This window comes from Streptomyces mobaraensis (assembly GCF_020099395.1).
In the GTDB taxonomy this organism is placed as follows: Bacteria; Actinomycetota; Actinomycetes; order Streptomycetales; family Streptomycetaceae; genus Streptomyces.
The window spans coordinates 6,875,381-6,895,475 of sequence record NZ_CP083590.1 but is presented as its reverse complement, the minus strand read 5'-3'; the positions used below and the strand labels follow the sequence as shown (position 1 = coordinate 6,895,475).

Below are 20,095 nucleotides of genomic sequence, written 5' to 3'. Positions count from 1 at the left end.
ACAGCGGAGGGATCCGGGCATGACGCATCCGAACGACATGAGCGAGCGCGAGTACCTGGGGCTGTTCGCCAAGCGGCCCGGCATGTACCTCGGCCCCCCGTCCCTCGCCGGCGTGACCGCCTTCCTGGCGGGCTACGACCACGCGGCCCAGCGGTACGGCGGGCCGGGCCTGACGGGCTGGCGGGAATGGCTGACGGCGCACCACCAGGCCGGCGCCAACCTCGTCTGGCAAGCGCAGATCCGGCGGATCGCCCTGCCGGGGTGGCACGGCGGTGAGGACCTGACGCCGGATCAGGAGGCCCACGTCCTCCGGGTGCTCTTCGAACTGCTCGACGCGTTCCTCGCCGAACGGGAGGCCGCCGCTCCGGGATCGTGAGGCACCGGGACCGCCACCGCGGGGAACGGCGAGTACGTGCGGTGCGCCACCGGCCGGGCCCCGGTGGCCCGGCCGGTGGAGGTCAGCCCTCCGCGTCCTCCCCTCGGACGCGCAGCAACCTCGCCATGACGTCCGGCAGTTCGCCCGCCCGTGAGCCGTCCGTCGCGCGCCAGGCGATATGCGCGTCCGGCCGGACCAGGACGCAGCCGTCCGGGCCGACCTCCCGGACGCGCGCCCACTGGCCGTACGGGTCGCGCAGGTCGTCGGGCGTGCCGATGGTGCGGACCGTCACCGGGACGCCGGTGCGGCGGCCGGCCTCGTGGGCGGCGGCGTGCCAGGGTTCGCCGCCGGGGCCGGTGAGGAGGACGAACGCGCCGCGTCCGACGACGTCGAGGGTGGAGAGGGCGCGCCGGCCGTCCTCCAGCCAGGCGTGCGGGAGGTGGGCGCCGGGCCAGGTGGTGGGCCGGTAGTAGAGCTCGGGGTCGCGGTCGGCGTCCGGTTCGGGGGTGTCGGGGACGGTGGCGCCGTCCCGGTAGCGGTAGCCGAGTTCGACGCCGTGCGCGTTGACCTGGTAGTTCATCCGGCGGGTGGCGGCGGTCAGGGCCGCCGCGCGGGCCCGGGCCTCCTCCGTGTCGTCGTGCAGCGACTCCAGGATGCGCCGCTGCTCGTCCGCGCTCTGCCCCTCGGTGAAGCCCAGCGCCTCGGGGACGGCCAGCAGGTCGGCCATGCTGCGGAAGGCACGGTCGACGACCTGCTGTCCGACCGGGTGGCGTTCGCTGTGGTACGTGTCCAGCAGCTCGGGGCCGGCCGGTCCGTCGAGGACGAGTTTGAGCTTCCAGCAGAGGTTGAACGAGTCGGCGACCGCCGAGTTGAGGCCGAGCCCGTTGGTGGGCGGCCCCTGGTGGACGGCGTCGCCGACGCAGAACACCCGCCCGGATCCGTACCGTTCGGCGACCGTGCCGTTGACGTCCCAGGGCGAGACGTCCTTGATGCGGACGGTGACGGAGTCGTCGCCGATGCTCTCCAGGATCCGCGCCCGGATCGCCTCGTGGTCGTCGGGGTCGAGGGGCGCGTCCGGGTGCGGGAAGGTGAGGAAGACCCACTCGTCCCAGGGGCGGACGCTGACGAAGACGCGGCCGTCGGTCGGGGGCCGGCCGGGGACCGCGCCGACGTAGAGGATGCCGGGCCGGTGGGCGGCGTAGCGGCTCAGGTCGGCCTCGAACCAGACGGAGACGGCCCGGGCGACGCCCTGCGCGCCGGTGAGGCCGAGGCCGAGCTCCCGCAGGACGCCGCTGCGGGCGCCGTCCGCGCCGATGAGGTAGTCGGCGCGGACGGTGTACTCGCGGCCGGTCCCCCGGTCGCGGACGAGCGCGGTGACGCCCTTCTCGTCCTGCGTCAGGGACAGGAACTCCTGCCCGAACCGGAGCTCGCCGACGCCGGCCTCCTCGACCGCCTCGACGAGGACCGGTTCCAGCAGGTGCTGCGGCAGGTTGCACATCAGGGCGGGGCTGGCCGCCCGGTAGTCCCCGATCCGGTCCGGCCCGTTGCCGTACGCGTCGAGCCGGGCGACCTCGGGGCCGGTGAAGGTGGACATGAACACGTGGTTGGCGAGGAGTTCGGGCGGGGTGGCCCGGTCCAGGACCCGCCGCTCGACGCCGAGATCGCGGAAGATCTCGCCGGTGCGCTGGTTGAGCAGGTGGGCGCGGGGCGTGTGCGCGGTGCCGCGGTGCTTGTTGACGAGGAGGTGGCGGACGCCGTACCGGGAGAGGGCGAGGGACGCGGCGAGGCCGGCCGGGCCGCCGCCCACGACCAGGACCGGTACCCGGACGTCGGCGGCGTCCCCGCCGGGGTCAGAGGCCGGCATCCGTGCTCCCCCCTGCCTTGCGGGCGTACCCGGCGTAGATGACGGAGATGTCGGTGCTGGTGCCGAGCCGGAACTCCCGGCCGAGTTCGCCGTACGAGATGTGGCCGCGCGCCCGACGGCGGAGCAGCCGCAGCACCTCCAGCCGGCCGCGGCTGGAGGAGAAGCCGACCTGGCCCTTGTTGCGCAGGCCGTGCCGGCCGAAGACCCGGTAGAGCTCGTCGGGCTTGATGAACTGCCGCCAGACGTGCAGGTCCTTCTCCGCCCAGCTGACGGACGGCCAGTCCTGCGCCATCTTCACCATGACCAGCCAGGAGGCGAAGGTCCGGTTGATGGTGTCGTAGAGGTAGTGGCCGCCGGGCCGCAGCACCCGGGACGCCTCGGCGACCGCGCGGTCGACGTCGGTGACGTGCTCCAGGGTGTCGCAGCAGTAGACGAGGTCGAAACTGCTGTCCTCGAACGGGAGTTCCTCGGCGGTGCCCTGCCGGTAGGTGATGTCGAGGCCCTGCTCCTTCGCGTGCGCGGCGGCCGCGTCCAGGGACGGCTGGGACGGGTCGATGCCGGTGACGCGACAGCCGGCCCGGGTGAACTCCTCGGCGAGCAGGCCGCCGCCGCAGCCGATGTCGAGGACGTTCAGCCCGTCGAGGTCCATCCGCAGCCGGCGGGTGAGGACGTCGTGGAAGTAGGCGAAGCGGGCGGGGGTGAACTCCTGGAGGGTGGCGAACGGGCGGTCGTCGCGCCACCAGGAGTCCGGGCGGTCGTAGACCGCGTTGTTGACCTTCACGGGGGCGTCCTTCACGGGGATTCCTCAGGGGTCGGGGGCGGGAGGGGCGGAGAGGTGGTGATCAGGTGAGCTTGACGACCGGACGGCGGACGTCCAGCCAGACGGCCAGGTCGAGGACGCGCTCGAACGCGTCGCGCGCGTCGCGCCGGACGGCCTCGGGCGCGCCGTGGGCGGCCTCGCGGAGGGCGGCGCCGTCGAAGAAGCCGACGGCCTGGTGGTCCTCGGCCAGCAGCTCGGAGACCTGCGCCTGGAGGGCGGAGACGTAGCCGAGCTCCTGCGTCCGGGGGTAGAGGGCCTTGACGCGCTCGACGACGGAGCGCGGCAGGACGTCGGCGGTGGCGGCCCGGAGCAGGCTCTTCTCGCGGCCGTCGTGGGTCTTCATGGCCCACGGGGTGTTGTAGACGTACTCGACGATCCGGTGGTCGCAGAAGGGGACGCGGACCTCCAGGCCGACGGCCATGCTCATGCGGTCCTTGCGGTCCAGGAGCATGGGCAGCAGGCTCGTCAGGTGCACGTGGCAGAACTCGCGCATGCGACGCTCGTGCGCGTCCTCCCCCGGCACCTCGGGGACCGCGGCCACGGAGTCGGCGTACCGCTGGGCCCAGTAGCCGGGCACGTCCAGGGTGTGCAGCAGCAGCTCGGGGTCGATGAGCTTGGTGGGGTGGCCGGAGGGGTCCAGGGAGGACGCGGTGACCCAGGGGAACATGGGCTGTTCCTGGACGGCCGGGATGTGGAACCAGGGGTAGCCGCCGAAGACCTCGTCGGCGGACTCGCCGGAGAGGGCGACGGTGGAGTGCTCGCGGATCGCCTTGAACAGCAGGTAGAGGGAGTTGTCGGCCTCGCCGAAGCCGAACGGCAGGTCGCGTGCGGCGACGACGGCCCGGCGCACGGCGGGGTCGGCGAGCTGCCGGTGGTCGAGGCGGATGTCCTGGTGGACGGTGCCGACGTGGCGGACGACGTCCCGGGCGAAGGGGGCGTCCTGGGTTTCGTGGAGGTCGTCGGGGGTGAACTCCGCGCTCTGGACGAAGTCGACGGTGAAGGTGCGGGCCTGCTTGCCCTGGGTGGCGAGGTGGCGGCCGGCCAGGGCGGTGAGCGCGCTGGAGTCGAGGCCGCCGGAGAGCAGGACGCACTGCGGGACGTCGGCGACGAGCTGGCGGGCGACGGTGTCGTCCAGCAGTTCGCGGATCCGGCGGACGGTGGTCTCCGTGTCGTCCCGGTGCTCCTTCGCCTCCAGCGTCCAGTAGACGTGCTCGCGCACGCCGCCGCGGTCGACGGTGACGACGGTGCCGGGGCGCACCTCGCGCAGGTTCGCCCAGACCGACCGGCCGGGGGTCTTGACGAAGCCGAACAGCTCGCGGAAGCCGTCGGTGTCGACGACCGGTTCGACGAGCGGGTGGGCGAGCACGGTCTTGGCCTCGGAGCCGAAGACCACGCCGTCCTTGGTGAGGTGGTAGTGGAGCGGCTTGATGCCGAGCCGGTCGCGGAGCAGGACGAGCCGTTCGGTGCGGCCGTCCCAAATACCCAGGGCGTACATGCCGTTGAGCCGGTCGGCGACGCCGGGGCCCCACTCCAGGTAGCCGCGGAGGACCACCTCGGTGTCGCTGGCCGTGCGGAACTCGTGGCCCCGACGCCGGAGTTCGGCGCGGAGCTCGGTGTAGTTGTACGCCTCGCCGCTGTAGGTGAGGACGACCGGGCCGTCGTCCGTCTCGGCGACCATGGGCTGAACGCCGCCCTCCAGGTCGATGACGGACAGCCGGCGGTGGCCGAGCGCGGCGTGCCGGGACAGCCAGGCGCCCTCCGCGTCGGGGCCGCGGCAGACCATCGTGTCGTTCATGGCCCGCAGCACGGGCCCTTCGCCCTCCAGGTCGCGCTGGAAGGAGATCCAGCCTGCGATACCGCACATGGTTGCCCAGCCCTCGTTTCCGTCGTTCGGTGTCGGTCTTCGGTTGTCGGTCTTCGGTTGTCGTTCAGTGCGTGCGAGTGCCGGAGCCCTTCCTTCCGTGCCGGGCTCCGGCCGGCCCGGCTCAGCGCCGGGTCGTCATGTACGTGCGCAGTCCGTCGATGTGCGACCGGCCCGTCGGCGCGAAGAAGAACCGGTCGAGTGCGTGCCGTACGAGCGGGAGACTCCAGGGGGCGCGCAGTTCGGCGGCCCACCGCCAGCGCAGCCGGGAGCCGTGCGCGGTGGGCTCGACCTCGTAGTCCTCGACCAGCCGCCGGAAGATCGGACGGGAGGCCGCGGTCCCGGTGAAGGTCTTGCGGCGGCCGTCCTCCCAGCGGTAGAAGCGCTCCTTGAGGACGAAGTCGCCGCTCATGCTGATCTCGCGCGTGGTGCCGACGCCGAAGGGCCGTGCGGAGGTCCAGGTCAGCTTCTCCATGCCCCGGGTCCAGCTCGACGCCTCGTCGCCGGTCAGCACCGCCCAGGTCTCCTCGGGCGGGAACGGCAGGTCGACGGTGCGGGTGTGGCGCATGGGCGCCGAGGTGAGGAAGGCGTCGCCCGCCTCCAGGATGGGGTACCAGCGGTGTGCCATGGCCGTGTCCCCCGTGCTCAGGCGGTCGTGCGGGCGCGCCAGAGGCCGACGCAGCCGCGCACGACGAGGTCGTGGTCGGTGAAGTGCTCGGTGAGCTGGTCGCGCAGATCCTCCAGGCTGTCCTCCTGGTTGTGGAAGACCCCCTTGGCGTTGAGCTTGTCCATCAGCGAGCGGCCGGCACGGGTGACCGGGACGCCCTGGGAGAGGATCGTGCTGCCGAAGACGTACCCGCCGGGCTTCACGGCCCGCGCCGCGTGGCGAAGGGCTATGCCCTTCTCGCGCAGGCTGCCGGGGATGCAGTGCAGCAGGAAGCTGAGGGCGACCGAGTCGTAGGAGGCGTCGGGCACGGGCAGCGGTTCGAGGGCGTTGCCCTGGACCTGGGTGACGCGGTAGCGCTGCAGGCGGCGGGCGGTGAACGCGAGGGTGTTGGGGTTCAGGTCGACGAGGGTGATCTCGGGGTCGGGGGTGGGGAACGGGCAGTTGTCGAGCAGGTAGCCCGTGCCGACCCCGACCTCCAGGTGCTTCTCGCCGGCGCAGGTGGCGTACATCCGGTGGAAGTTGCGCGGCGAGCAGCGCCAGAACAGGGGCGCGCTGCCGCGGAAGACGACCAGGTCGTAGAAGGTGAGCGCGCGCCGGTGGTAGGCGGACTGGCCGTCGAGGACGTCCTGGTCGACGGGTTCCGGCCGGCGGACCTGATCGATGCTCATGAGTGCGGTGTCCTTCGCTGTTGTCGGTGGTGCGGGTGGGTGGTGGTCGTGGGGTGTGCGGGGCGTTCGTACGCCGGACCCGGTGCGTCGCGTGGGGCGGCGCCGCCGTGCGGTGTGGCTCGGCGGCTCAGCGGCGCTGCGGTGGCTCGGCGGCGTTCGGACCGGTCGCGTTCGGACCGGTGCCGCTGGGACCGACGGCGTTCGGACCGATGCCGGTCGGACCGGCGGTGTGCGAGCCGACGGCGTGCGGGTCGGTGGCATGCGCCCCGGCGCCGTTCGAACCGGCGGCGTCTGCGTCGGTGGCATCCGCGTCGGCGAGCCGGTCCAGGACGGTACGCACAGTGCCGGCGGCGTGCTCGCCGATCAGGCCGAAGTGGTCGCCGGGTACCTCGCCGGTGGCGTCCGCCGCGGGCCAGGCGGCCTGCCACCGGCCCTCCGGGAAGGCGGCCAGCGGCGCGGCGGCCCGCAGGTGCAGGACCGGAGTGGCGAGCGGCTCCGGCCGCCAGTCGGTGAACAGCCGGTCGTAGCCGCCCATGGCCGTCAGGCAGGTGTCGTCCCAGCGGTCGTCGCCGGGGCCGAGGGAGCCGCCGCCGTCGCGCAGCCGCCGGCCGATCTCCTCCTGGATCGCGGACAGTGCCGGGCTGCCGGGGAGGTAGCTGTCGAGCAGGACGACGGCGCGGGCCGGGGTGCCGAGCGCCTCCAGCCGGGCGGCGACGGCGTGGGCGATCCAGCCGCCCGCCGAGTGCCCGAGGAGGGCGAACGGGCCGTCGGAGGCGCTGCGTCGGACGTCCTCGGCGTGGTGGCGGGCGAGCGCCTCCAGGGTGCCGGGGAGGTCCTCGCCCGGGGTGAAGCCCGGGGCGGGCAGGGCCCACAGCTCGGCCGTGTCGTGGGCCGCCGCGGCGAGCCGGGCGTACTGGTGGGCCCCGGAGCGGCCGGCGAACGACGGGAAGCAGAACAGGCGGGTGCCGGCCGGGCCCCTGGAAAGCCGCACCGGTTCCGGGCTCGCGGCCGGGCGCTCGCCGGCACCGAAGACCGGGCGGTAGCGGGAGGCGGTCCGCAGCAGCTCCTGGAAGGCGGCGAACTCGCCGAGTTCCCCGGCGCGCAGGGCCATCGCGGCGAGGGTGCCGTCGCCGGCCCCCTGCCCGGCGGCGGCCGGCCCCTCCTCCAGGGCGGCCAGCAGGTGGGCGGCGAGCGCCTTGAGGGTGGGGTGGTCGAAGACCAGGGAGGTGGACAGGCTGAGGCCGGTGGCGGTCTGGAGGGCGGCACGGAGCTCGGCGGCGGCGAGCGAGTCGAAGCCCAGCTCGGGCAGGCCGACGCTCGCCTCCACAGCGTCCGTCGTCGGGTGGCCGAGCACGGCCGCGATGTGCGCGGCCACCAACTCGGTGACGATGCGCTCCCGTTCGCCGCCGGAGAGGGGCAGGATGCGGTCCCGCAGAGACGGCCCCTCGGCGACAGGTTCGGCCATCGCAGGAACACGGCTTCCGGTGACGGGAGTTCCCGGCATGGCGGGGGCGACGACGTCGGGCCAGTAGCGCTGCCGCTGGAACGCATAGGTGGGCAACGCGACGCGCCGGGCGCCGCGTTCGGCGTGGAAGCGTGCCCAGCCGGGTCCGGCCGCGCCTCGGGTCCGGGCCCGGGCGAGGGCGGTGACCAGGCTCGTCTCCTCGTCGTGTCCGCGCCGGAGCAGCGGTACGGCGGCGGTGTCGCCGTCCTCGCCGCCCAGGGCGTCGCGGACCAGCGCCGAGAGGACGCCGCCGGGGCCGAGTTCGAGGAACGTCGTCACGCCGTCGGCGGCCAGCCGCCGGACGCCGTCGTGGAACCGCACCGGGCGGCGGATGTGCCGCACCCAGTACTCCGGGGTGCACACCTCCTCGGACTCCAGGATCTCTCCGGTCACATTGGACACGAGGGTGACGCGGGGGGCGCGGTAGTCGATCCCGGCCGCGACAGAACGGAAGGCGTCCAGTACGTCGTCCATCAGCGGCGAGTGGAACCCGCGCGTCACGCGCAGCCGCTTGGTGCGGCGGCCTTGGGCGGCGAGCAGGTCCGCGACCCGCCCGACGGCTTCGCGCCGGCCCGATATGACGGTCGCCCGGGGCCCGTTGACGGCCGCGATCCCCACGCCTTCGTCATCGGCCAGGGCGGCGGTCACCTCGTCCTCGGCGGCCTCGACCGCGACCATGACCCCGTCCGGCGAGGAGGCCGCCATCAGCCGGCCGCGGGCGGCGACCAGGGCGCAGGCGTCCTCCAGGGAGAGCACGCCGGCCACGTGGGCGGCGGTCAGCTCGCCGATCGAGTGCCCGCCGAGCCGGTCCGGGACGACGCCCCAGCCCTCCAGCAGGCGGGCGAGCGCGACGCCCGTCGCGAACAGGGCGGGCTGGGTGTACGCGGTGTCGTCGAGCAGCGCGGCGGCGGGCGTCCCCTCGTCCGCGAACAGCACCTCAATGAGCGGCCGTTCGAGGTGCGCGTCCAGATGGCCGCAGACCTCGTCCAGCGCCTCCGCGTACGCCGGGAACGCCGCGTACAACGCCCGGCCGGCGCCCGGCCGCTGGCTGCCCTGCCCGGGGAAGAGGAAGGCCGTCCGGCCGCCGGCGGCGACGTCGCGGACGACGTGCGGCGCCGGGGTGCCGGCGGCCAGCGCGGCCAGCCCGGCGAGCAGGCCGTCGCGGTCGGCCGCGAGCACGGCGGCCCGGTGCTCCAGCGCTCCGCGCGTGGTGGCGAGGGAGTACCCGACGTCCAGGGGCGTCAGCCCCGGACGCTCGGCGACGTACGCGCGCAGCCGCTCGGCCTGGGCCCGCAGGGCCTGCTCACCGCGGCCGGAGAGGACGCAGGGGATGAGGCCGGGCCCGTTCCCGCGCGCGTCGCTGTTGGCCGCTGCGCCCTTCGCGGGCGCGGACACACGGTCCGAGAGCACCGATTTGCCATCCGCAGCCGCGGACACGGCACCCGCGAGCACGGACGTGCCTTCGGCGGTCGCCGGCTCGCTCTCGGCCGGCGTGGACGCGCGATCGTCCATCGCCGGCTCGCTCTCGGCCGGCGCCGGCTCCCCCACCGCGAGCACGGACACCGCCCCCACGAGCGCCGACTCGTCCCTCGCGGGCGCGGACACGCCCTCGCCCGGCGCCGACTCATCGGTCACGGGCCCGGATTCATCCTGCGCAGGAACAAGCGCGTCCCTGGCGGGCACGGGCTCGTCCTCCGCGCGTGCCGGCACGCCCTCGGCCGACGCCGGCTCCCCCACCGCGAGTGCGGGCATTTCCTGCGCGGGCGCCGACTCGCCCTTCGCGGACGCGAAGGCACCACTGGCGAGCCGCGACTCGCCGCACTCCGGCGCCCTCACGCCCTCCGCCCGCTCCGGCTCGCCCTCCCCCGGCGCCTGTTCCAGGATGACGTGGGCGTTGGTGCCGCTGATGCCGAAGGACGAGACGGCCGCGCGGCGGGGGCGGCCGGGCTCGGGCCAGTCGCGGGGCTCCGTCAGGAGGGCCACCGCGCCGGACGACCAGTCCACGTGGGGGGTGGGCTCTTCGGCGTGGAGCGTTCGGGGCAGGGTGCCGTGTTCCATCGCCTTGATCATTTTGATGATGCCGGCCAGGCCGGCCGCGGCCGCCGTGTGGCCGATGTTGGACTTGACCGAGCCCAGCCACAGCGGCCGGCCGGCAGGCCGCTCCTTGCCGTAGGCGGCGATCAGGGCCTGGGCCTCGATGGGGTCGCCGAGCGGGGTGCCGGTGCCGTGGGCGTCGACGGCGTCCACGTCGGCCGGGGTCAGGCCGGCGTTGGCCAGGGCCTGGGTGATGACGCGCTGCTGGGAGGGGCCGTTGGGGGCGGCGAGGCCGTTGCTGGCGCCGTCCTGGTTGGTGGCGGTGCCCCGGACCAGGGCGAGGACGGGGTGGCCGTTGCGGCGCGCGTCGGAGAGCCGCTCGACGAGGAGCAGGCCGGCGCCCTCGCCCCAGGAGGTGCCGTCGGCGGCGGCCGAGAACGCCTTGCAGCGGCCGTCGGGCGCCAGCCCGCGCTGCCGGGAGAACCCGACGAACGCCTGCGGCGTCGAGAGCACGGTCACGCCGCCCGCGAGGGCCAGCGTCGACTCGCCCGAGCGCAGCGACTGGCAGGCCAGGTGCAGGGCGACCAGGGAGGAGGAGCAGGCGGTGTCCACCGTGACGGCCGGGCCCTCCAGGCCGAACGCGTAGGCCAGGCGGCCGGAGATGACGCTGGCGGCGTTGCCCGTGAGGACGTACCCCTCCAGGCCCTCCGCCGCGCCGGCGGCCAGCGCGGTGTAGTCCTGGCCGCTGGAGCCGGCGAACACGCCGGTGCGGCTGCCGCGCAGCGACGTCGGGTCGATGCCGGCCCGTTCGAACGCCTCCCAGGCGGTCTCCAGCAGCAGCCGCTGCTGGGGGTCCATGGCCAGGGCTTCGCGGGGGCTGATGCCGAACAGCGCGGGGTCGAACCGGTCGGCGCCCTCGATGAAGCCGCCCTCGCGGGTGTAGGTGGTGCCGGGGTGGGCGGGGTCGGGGTGGTAGAGGGCTTCGAGGTCCCAGCCCCGGTTCTCGGGGAACGTGGTGATCGCGTCGCGCCCGTCGGCCACCAGCCGCCACAGGTCGTCCGGGCCCGTGACGCCGCCCGGGAAGCGGCAGGCCATGCCGACGACGGCGATCGGGTCGTCGCCGGCCGCCGTGGTCATGGCGGACGGGGCGTCCGGGGCGTCCTCGCCGAGGAGTCCGGCGAGGATCCTGCGGCTCAGCGCCTCCGGGGTCGGGTGGTCGAAGACCACCGTCGCCGGGAGCGGCAGGCCCGTCGCCGCGCGCAGCCGGTTGCGGAGCTCCACGGCGGTGAGCGAGACGAAGCCGATCTCGTTGAACGGCCGTGCGGGCTCGACCCGTACGTCCTGCCCGAGGACCGCCACGGCGTGCGCGGCCACCAAGTCCACCAGCACGCGCACCCGTTCGGCCTCGGGCAGCCCTTCCAGCCGCCGACGGAGCGCGGTGGCGGCCGTGTCGGGCTCTTCCTCCGGCTCGTCCCGTGCCACGCCCGCGCGTTCGCCGCGCCGGGACCACCAGGCCGACAGGGTCGGCAACAGGGCGTCCAGGCGGGCCAGTTCGTTGGGGTCGGCGAGTTCGAGGAGGGCGGCGAGCCCGTCGTGGTCCTCGTCGGCGACGGCCGTCCAGAACCGCTCCTCCAGCGGGTCCCGGTCGCCGGGGCGCGTCTCGACCCAGTAGCCGCGCCGCTGGAAGGCGTAGGTGGGCAGCTCGGTGAGGCGGCGGGCGGCGGGCGGGAAGGCCGGGGTCCAGTCGACGGCGAGGCCGCGGGTGTGCGCCTCGGCCAGGGAGGTGAGGAAGCGCCGCCAGTCTCCCTCGTCGCGGCGGAGCGAGCCGACGGCGACGGCGGGGACGTCCGCGTCCTGCGCGGCCTCCTCGATGCCGACGGTGAGGACGGGGTGCGGGCTGCACTCGACGAACGCGCCCTGCCCCTGGGCGAGCAGGTCGCGGACGACGGGCTCGAAGCGGACGGTCTCGCGGAGGTTGCGGTACCAGTAATCGGCGTCCAGCCCGGCGGTGTCGACGGTCTCCCCGGTGAGCGTGGAGTGGAAGGGGACGGTCCCGGAGCGTGGCCGGATGCCGGCCAGGTCGGCGAGGACGCGTTCGCGGACGCGTTCGACCTGGGCGGAGTGGGAGGCGTAGTCGACGGGGACCCGTCGGGCCCGGATCTCCCGCGCCTCGCAGCGGGCCAACAGCTCGTCCAGGGCGGTGGGTTCACCGGAGACGACGGTGGACAGCGGCCCGTTGACGGCGGCGACGGACGCCCGGTCGCCGAGACCGTCCAGCAGCTCGGCGACGGCGTCGGCGCCGAGGGTGACGGCCACCATGCCGCCGGTGCCGGACAGGATCTCGCCGATGGCCCGGGAGCGCAGCGCGGCCACCCGGGCGCCGTCCTCCAGTGACAGGCCGCCCGCGACGCAGGCGGCGGCGATCTCGCCCTGGGAGTGCCCGACGACGCCGGCCGGCTCGACGCCCATCGACCGCCACAGCGCCGCGAGCGACACCATCACGGCCCACAGCACCGGCTGGACGACGTCGACACGCTCCAGCCCGGGGGCGCCGGGCGCCCCGCGCAGGACGTCCGTCAGCGACCAGTCGACGAACGGCGCCAGGGCCCGCTCGCACGCCTCGGCGCTCTCCCGGAAGACCGCGCTCGTGTCGAGGAGGCCGACGGCCATGCCGGCCCACTGCGACCCCTGGCCGGGGAACACGAAGACCGCGCCGTCGTGCGTGCCGGCGGCCTCACCGGTGACCAGGCCGGGCGCGGCACCGTCGGCCGCCAGGTCTCGTACTCCGGCGGCGAGTTCGCCGGGGTCGCCGATGACGACGGCCCGGTGGGTGAAGGCGGTGCGGCCGGTGGCCAGCGTCCAGCCGACGGCCGCCGGGTCGGTGTCCGGCCGGGCGTCGAGGTGCGCGGCGAGGCGTTCGGCCTGGGCGCGCAGGGCGCCCGCGCTCTTGGCGGACAGCAGCCAGGGCAGCACCTCCGCGTCCTCGGTACGGGGAGCCGGCTCGTCCTCCGGCGCCTGTTCCAGGATGACGTGGGCGTTGGTGCCGCTGACGCCGAAGGAGGACACGCCGGCCCGCCGGGGGCGGCCGGTGTCCGGCCACTCCCGCCGCTCGGTCAGCAGCTCGACGGCGCCGGCCGACCAGTCGACGTGCGGCGTCGGCTCGTCGACGTGCAGGGTCCGCGGGAGGACGCCGTGCCGCAGCGCCAGCACGGTCTTGATGACGCCGGCGACGCCCGCCGCGGCCTGTGTGTGGCCGATGTTGGACTTCAACGAGCCGAGCAGCAGCGGCTGTTCGGCGGGCCGGTCCTGCCCGTACGTCGCCAGCAGCGCCTGCGCCTCGATGGGGTCGCCGAGCTTCGTGCCCGTCCCGTGCGCCTCGACGGCGTCCACGTCGCGGGCGGAGAGCCGGGCGTCGGCGAGCGCCTGCCAGATGACGCGCTGCTGGGACGGGCCGTTGGGCGCGGTGAGCCCGTTGGAGGCGCCGTCCTGGTTGACGGCCGAGCCGCGGACGACGGCGAGGACCGGATGCCCGTTCCGGCGCGCGTCGGAGAGGCGTTCGAGGACGAGCATGCCGACGCCCTCGCCCCAGCCCGTCCCGTCGGCGCCGGCGGCGAACGCCTTGCACCGGCCGTCGGGGGCCATCCCCCGCTGCCGGCTGAACTCGACGAACATGCCCGGCGACGCCATGACGGCCGCGCCGCCGGCCAGCGCCACGGTGGACTCGCCGCGCCGCAGCGACTGGCAGGCCAGGTGCAGGGTCACCAGCGACGACGAGCAGGCGGTGTCGACGGTGACGGCCGGGCCCTCCAGGCCGAGGACGTACGACAGCCGGCCGGAGAGGACGCTGGCCGCGCTGCCGGAGAGCAGGTAGCCCTCGAAGTTCTCGGTGGCGCGCTGGAGGAGGGCGCCGTACTCCTGGTGGCCGGTGCCGACGAAGACCCCGGCCCGGCTGCCGCGCAGCGTCTCCGGGTCGATCCCGGCGCGTTCCAGTGCTTCCCAGGAGGTCTCCAGCAGCAGCCGCTGCTGCGGGTCCATCGCGAGGGCCTCGCGGGGGCCGATGCCGAAGAACCCGGCGTCGAACCGGTCGGCGTCGCGCAGGAAGCCGCCCTCGCGGGCGTAGCAGGTGCCCGGGTGGTCGGGGTCCGGGTGGTAGAGCGCGTCGAGGTCCCAGCCGCGGTCGGCGGGGAACGGCTCGACGGCGTCCCGCCCTTCGTCGACCAGCCGCCACAGCTCCTCGGGGCTGCCGACGCCGCCCGGGAAGCGGCAGGCCATGCCGACGACGGCGACCGGTTCGCCGGCGACGGCCTCCAGTTCCTCCAGCCGGCGCCGGGTCTCCCCCAGGTCGGCGGTGACGCGCTTGAGGTAGTAGCGCAGTTTGTCCTCGGTGCGCTGTGGCACGCCACCGCCGGCGGCGGCGGTCTTCTCCTCGGTCCCCATGGACGTAACACCCTTCACGGTTCGACTTCGACGGCACGGTTTCCGAGCGGTCAGGAGATTCCGAGTTCCTTCTCGATGTAGTCGAAGACCTCGTCGTCGTCGGCGGCGGCGAGGTCGGTGACGGCCGCCGGTTCGTCGTCGGCCGGGGCGGGCCGGTCGTCGTCCCAGCGGGCGGCGACGGCCCGCAGCCGGGTGGCGACGCGGACCCGGTCCGGGTCGCCCGGCGGCAGCGCGGCCAAGGCGGTCTCCAGCCGGTCGAGTTCGTCGAGGACGGACCGGGCGGCGGGCGCGCCCTCGGCGGGCAGCGCCTCGCGGAGGTGCCGGGCCAGGGCGGCGGCCGTCGGGTAGTCGAAGACGAGGGTGGCGGAGAGCCGGGTGCCGGTGGCGGCGGTGAGCCGGTTGCGGAGTTCGACGGCGGTCAGCGAGTCGAAGCCCAGCTCCTCGAACGGCTGGTCGGGTGCGACCGCGGCGGCGCCGGCGTGGCCGAGCACCTGGGCGGCCTGGGTGCGGACGAGGTCGAGCAGGACCCGGTCGCGGCCGGCGGCGTCGAGCCCGGCGAGGCGCTGCCGCAGGTCCCCGGCGGCGTCCGGCCCGGCGCTCCCGGCCGCCTGGACGGGCGGCGGGACGAGGCCGTGGAAGAGGGGCGGCAGTCGGTCGGAGGCGGCGCGCAGGGCGGCGGTCTCCAGCCGGACGGGCAGCAGCATCGGGCGGTCCCCGGCGAGGGCGGAGTCGAAGAGGGCCAGTCCCTCGTCGGCGGAGAGCGGCAGGACGCCGGAGCGGCGCATCCGCCGCCGGCCCGCCTCGTCGAGGGCGTCGGCCATGCCGCCGGTGCCCTCCCAGGGCCCCCAGGCCAGGGAGAGGGCGGGCAGCCCGGCGGCGGCCCGGTGCGCGGCGAGGGCGTCGAGGTACGCGTTGGCCGCCGCGTAACTCCCCTGCCCGGCGCCGCCGAGGGTGGCGGTGGCGGAGGAGAACAGCACGAACGCGGCGAGCGGCCGGCCGCGGGTGAGCTCGTGCAGGTGGTGGGCGGCGTCGGCCTTGGGGGCGAGGACGGCGGCGGCGCGCTCGGCGGTGAGGGCGGGGACGACGGCGTCGTCGACCACGCCGGCCGCGTGCACGACGGCGGTCAGCGGACGGTCGGCGGGCACGGCGGCGAGCGCGGCGGCCAGGGCCGTGCGGTCGGACACGTCGCAGGCCCGGACGTCCACCCGGGCGCCGAGCGCTTCCAGTTCGGCCACCAGGTCCTTGACGCCGTCGGCGTCCGGCCCGCGCCGTCCGAGCAGCAACAGGCTTCGGGCACCGTGCCGTTCGACCAGGTGCCGGGTGATGAGCGCGCCCAGGGCGCCGGTGCCGCCGGTGACGAGGACGGTGCCGTCGGGGTCGAGTACGGGCGGCGCGGTCTCGGCGTCCGCCGGGAGCCGGGCCGGTGCCAGCCGGGGGACGCGTACGGCGCCTTCGCGCAGGACGAGTTGAGGCTCACCTGAGAGGAGCGCCGTCAGCAGCTCCGGTGTCGCGTCGGTGTCCGGCGGGAGGTCGGCCAGGACGAACCGGCCCGGGTTCTCGGCCTGCGCGGCACCCACCAGGCCCCATACGGCGGCCAGTTCGGGGTGCGGGACGGTGTCGCCGGGTCCGGCGGCCACGGCGCCGCGGGTGAGGACGGCGAGCACGGACGACGTGGTGCGCTCGTCGGCGAGCCACCGCTGGAGCAGGGCCAGGGTCTCGGCTACGGTCTCGCGGACCGGCCGGCCGGGCGCCGGGGCGACCAGCGCGACGTCGGGCACACCGGGGTCGGCGGTATGCGCGACGGGCCGGCCGTCGGCGGGCAGGGCCTCGGCGGCGTCCCCCACCTGCCACCCGGGCGCCGGGGCGGACGCGCCGGCGTCGGCGGCATCCGCGACGAGTCGGTCACCGGCGGACAGAGCCTCGGCGGCAGCGTCCCCCGCCGGCCGCCTTGGCGCCAGGCCGGACACTCCGTCGTCGGCGGGACCCGCGACGGGCCGGTCATCGGCGGACAGGGCCCCGGCGGCAGCGCCCCCCACCGGCCGCCCTGGCACCGGAGCAGCCGGCGCCACATCGGGCGCGCCGGCGCCAGCGACGTACTCGACGAGCCGGTCGCCGGCGGGCAGGACCTCGGCGAGGCCCGGCACGCCGTCGCCGAGCAGCGCCCAGGTGCGGGTCCGGGCCTCGGGCTCGGCGCCCGGGGCGGTGGTCCAGCGGACCTCGTGGAGGGCGTCGTCCCGGCGGGCGGCGCGGAGTTGGCCGAGGGAGACCGGGCGGGCCTGGAGGGAGTCGGCGGTGAGGACGGGGGTGCCGTCGGCGTCGGCGACGGTGAGCCGCATGGCGTCGGGACCGGCGGGGGCGAGGTGGACGCGGAGCGCGGTGGCGCCGGTGGTGTGCAGGCCGACGCGGTTCCAGCAGAAGGGCAGCCGGACGGTGTCGCCGGTGTTGCCGACGAGCCCGGCGTGCAGGGCCGCGTCCAGCAGCGCGGGGTGCACTCCGTAGCCGGCCGCGTCGGAACGGGCCGCCTCGGGGAGGGTCACCTCGCCGAAGACCTCGTCGCCGGACCGCCAGAGCGCCGTCAGGCCGCGGAAGGTGGGCCCGTAGGCGAAGCCGTCGGCGACGACCGACGGGTAGAAGTCGGCGAGGTCGACGGGGACGGCGGCGGCCGGGAGCCAGTCGCCGGCCAGGGCGCGGGCGGGCGCCACAGCGTCAGGGGCGAGGGTGCCGTGGGCGTGCCGGGTCCACTCGGCAGTGTCGTCGGGCCGCGAGTGGACGGCGACGGCGCGCCGGCCGTCGGCGTCGGGGGCGCCGACGGTGAGCTGGACGTCGGCCGGGCGGGAGCCGGTGAGGATCAGCGGCGCCTCCTGGTTGAGTTCCTCGACCGTGCCGCAGCCGACGCGGCGGGCGGCGTCGAGGGCGAGGTCGAGGTAGGCGGTGCCGGGGACGATGACCGTGCCGAGGACGACGTGGTCGGCGATCCAGGGGTGGCTGCGGGTGGAGATCCGGCCGGTGAGGACGAGCCGGTCGTCGTCGGCCGGCCGTACGGCGGCGGTGAGCAGCGGATATCCGGTGGGGTCGAGGCCGAGCGCGGCGGGTCCCGCCGTGCCGTCGCCGGTGTCGGCGGGCCGCAGCCAGTGGCGTTCGCCCTGGAAGGCGTAGGTGGGCAGGTCCAGGTGCGGGGTGGGTCCGGCGGGCAGGGCGGCGGCGAGGCCGGTGCGGGCGCCGCGCGCCCAGGCGTGGGCGAAGGCCGTACGGACGGTGTCGGGCTCGGGCCGGTCCTTGCGCAACAGGGGGACGGCGGTGAGGTCGGCGCCGTCGTCGGCGGCGGTGTCCTGGGCGAGGGCGGACAGCACGCCGGCGGGCCCGAGTTCGAGGCAGGTGCGCACGCCCTGGGCGAGGAGCCGGCGGACGCCGTCCCGGAACCGGATGGTCGCGCGGACGTGTCGCACCCAGTGGCCGGGGTCGCGGGCCTCGTCGGCGGTGAGGGTCCGGCCGGTGAGGTCGGAGACGACCGGGAGGGCGGGCGCGTGGAGGGTGACGCGGTCGAGGACGGCGCGGAAGTCGTCCAGCATGCCGTCCATGCGCGGGGAGTGGAAGGCGTGGCTGACGTCGAGGCGCTTGGTGCGGCGGCCGTCGGCGGCGAAGCGTCCGGCGATCTCGCGGACGGTGTCCTCGTCACCGGAGACGACGACGGCGCGGGGCCCGTTGACGGCGGCGACGGCCGCGAGGTGGGCGCGGTCGGCCAGCAGCGGCAGCACTTCCTCCTCGTCCGCCTGGACGGCCATCATGGCGCCGCCGGGCGGGAGTTGGGCCATGAGACGGCCACGGGCCGCGACGACGGCGGCCGCGTCCTCCAGGGAGAACACCCCGGCGGCGTGCGCGGCGGCCAGCTCGCCGATGGAGTGGCCGAGGACGGCGTCCGGGCGCAGCTCCCACGACTCCAGGAGCCGGAAGAGGGCGGTCTCCAGGGCGAACAGCGTGGTCTGGGCGTGCAGGGTGCCCCGGAGGAGGGCGGGGTCGCCGGTGCCGAGGACGAGGGCGCGGGTCTCGGCGCCGAGGCCGTCGCCCAGGGCCTCGCACACGTCGTCGAGGGCGCGGGCGAAAGCCGGGTGGCCGGCGTACAGCTCCGCGCCGGCGCCGGCGCGCTGGGCGCCCTGGCCGGTGAAGAGGAACGCGGTCTTGGCGGCGCGCCGGACGGTGTCGTGGACGAGTCGCGGCACGGACGCGCCGTCGCGCAGCGCGTCGAGGCCGGCGAGCAGGTCGTCGCGGGTGGTGCCGGTGACGGTGGCGCGGTGCTCCAGGGCGGCGCGGGAGCGGACGAGGACGCGGGCGAGGTCGCCGGGGCGCCACTCGGGGTGGCTGCGGACGGCGTCGCCGAGCCGGGCGGCCTGGGCGCTCAGCGCCTCGGGGCTCCGGGCGGACACGGCCCACAGCAACGGGCCGTCGCCGTCCGGCAGTTCTTCGGAGACGGCCGGGGTCTCGCCTTCTTCGAGGATGACGTGCGCGTTGGTCCCGCTGATGCCGAACGACGAGACGGCGGCCCGCCGCGGGCGTCCGGTCTCCGGCCAGGCGACCGGTTCGGTGAGCAGCGAGACGGCGCCGGAGGACCAGTCGACGTGCGGGGTGGGCTCGTCGACGTGCAGGGTGCGCGGGAGGGTGCCGTGGCGCATGGCGAGCACGGTCTTGATGACGCCCGCGACACCGGCGGCGAGCTGGGTGTGGCCGATGTTGGACTTCACGGACCCCAGCCACAACGGCCGGTCGGCGGGCCGACCTTGACCGTAGGTGGCGAGCAGCGCCTGCGCCTCGATGGGGTCGCCGAGGGAGGTGCCGGTGCCGTGCGCCTCGACGGCGTCGACCTGGTCAAGGGTGAGCCCGGCGTCGGCGAGGGCCTCGCGGACGACGCGCTGCTGGGAGGGGCCGCTGGGGGCGGTGAGCCCGTTGGAGGCGCCGTCCTGGTTGACGGCGGAGCCGCGGACGACGGCGAGGACGGGGTGCCCGTTGCGGCGGGCGTCGGAGAGGCGTTCGAGCAGCAGGACGCCGCCGCCCTCGCCCCAGGCGGTGCCGTCGGCGCCGGCGGCGAACGCCTTGCACCGGCCGTCGGGGGCGAGCCCGCGCTGCCGGCTGAACTCGACGAACATGCGCGGCTCGGCCATCACGGCCATCCCGCCGGCCAGCGCGAGCGTGGACTCGCCGCGCCGCAGCGACTGGCAGGCCAGGTGCAGGGCGACCAGCGACGACGAGCAGGCCGTGTCGACGGTGACGGCCGGGCCCTCCAGGCCGAGGACGTAGGCGAGCCGGCCGGAGGCGACGCTGACGGTGGTGCCGGTCAGCAGGTAGCCCTCGGCGCCGTCGGAGCCCTGCCGGGCGCCGGTGGCGTAGCCGAGCGGGGCGGTGCCGACGAAGACGCCGGTGCGGCTGCCGCGGACGGACTCCGGGTCGATGCCGGCCCGTTCGAACGCCTCCCAGGCGGTCTCCAGCAGCAGCCGCTGCTGGGGGTCCATGGCGACGGCCTCGCGCGGGCTGATGCCGAAGAACGCGGCGTCGAACCGGTCCGCGCCGCGCACGAACGCGCCGTGCCGCACATAGCTCTTGCCGACCCGGTCGGGGTCGGGGTCGTACAGCTCGTCGGTGTCCCAGCCGCGGTCCTCGGGGAACGGGCCGACGGCGTCGGTGCCGTCGGCGAGGAGCCGCCAGAAGTCCTCGGGGGAGCGTACGTCCCCGGGGAAGCGGCAGGCCATGCCGACGATCGCGACGGGTTCGCGGGCGGCGTCGGCGAGCCGCTGGTTCTCCTGCTTGAGCCGGGTCGCTTCCTTGACGGACGCGCGCAGCGCTTCCAGGACCTTCTCGTACGTTGCAGCCATCGT

The 20,095-nt window shown here is 75.7% G+C and carries 7 protein-coding genes and 1 pseudogene; 1 reads left to right on the top strand and 7 read right to left on the bottom strand.

Annotation, left to right across the window (positions count from 1 at the left end):
• The first annotated feature begins 19 nt into the window (after nt 1-19).
• Nucleotides 20-376 (top strand): hypothetical protein, encoded by a 357-nt coding sequence (locus K7I03_RS30525; protein WP_185940946.1) that lies wholly within the window; start codon nt 20-22, stop codon nt 374-376.
• An 82-nt stretch (nt 377-458) separates the two neighbouring features.
• Here K7I03_RS30525 and K7I03_RS30520 read toward each other — a convergent pair whose 3' ends face one another.
• The 7 genes and pseudogenes from K7I03_RS30520 to K7I03_RS30490 form a co-directional block, all read right to left on the bottom strand.
• Entirely contained in the window at nt 459-2,240 is a 1,782-nt protein-coding gene (locus K7I03_RS30520; RefSeq protein ID WP_185940945.1) for an FAD-dependent monooxygenase, read from the bottom strand.
• Complete coding sequence (ubiG, locus tag K7I03_RS30515; protein WP_185940944.1) at nt 2,227-3,036, bottom strand: bifunctional 2-polyprenyl-6-hydroxyphenol methylase/3-demethylubiquinol 3-O-methyltransferase UbiG; 810 nt, start codon at nt 3,034-3,036, stop codon at nt 2,227-2,229. The genes K7I03_RS30520 and ubiG overlap by 14 nt, the downstream gene beginning before the upstream one ends.
• Before the next feature lie 46 nt (nt 3,037-3,082).
• Nucleotides 3,083-4,924: an asparagine synthase (glutamine-hydrolyzing) gene (gene asnB, locus K7I03_RS30510; protein WP_185940943.1), complete on the bottom strand. Its 1,842-nt coding sequence runs from the start codon at nt 4,922-4,924 to the stop codon at nt 3,083-3,085.
• A 121-nt stretch (nt 4,925-5,045) separates the two neighbouring features.
• Entirely contained in the window at nt 5,046-5,549 is a 504-nt protein-coding gene (locus tag K7I03_RS30505) for an SRPBCC family protein (protein ID WP_185940942.1), read from the bottom strand.
• 17 nt (nt 5,550-5,566) lie between these two features.
• Nucleotides 5,567-6,256 (bottom strand): class I SAM-dependent methyltransferase, encoded by a 690-nt coding sequence (locus tag K7I03_RS30500; RefSeq protein ID WP_185940941.1) that lies wholly within the window; start codon nt 6,254-6,256, stop codon nt 5,567-5,569.
• 337 nt (nt 6,257-6,593) lie between these two features.
• Nucleotides 6,594-14,231, bottom strand: a pseudogene (locus K7I03_RS30495) (beta-ketoacyl synthase N-terminal-like domain-containing protein); the annotation flags it as partial.
• Between the two features lie 50 nt (nt 14,232-14,281).
• Nucleotides 14,282-20,092: a type I polyketide synthase gene (locus K7I03_RS30490; RefSeq protein WP_224347293.1), complete on the bottom strand. Its 5,811-nt coding sequence runs from the start codon at nt 20,090-20,092 to the stop codon at nt 14,282-14,284.
• Nucleotides 20,093-20,095: the final 3 nt, after the last annotated feature.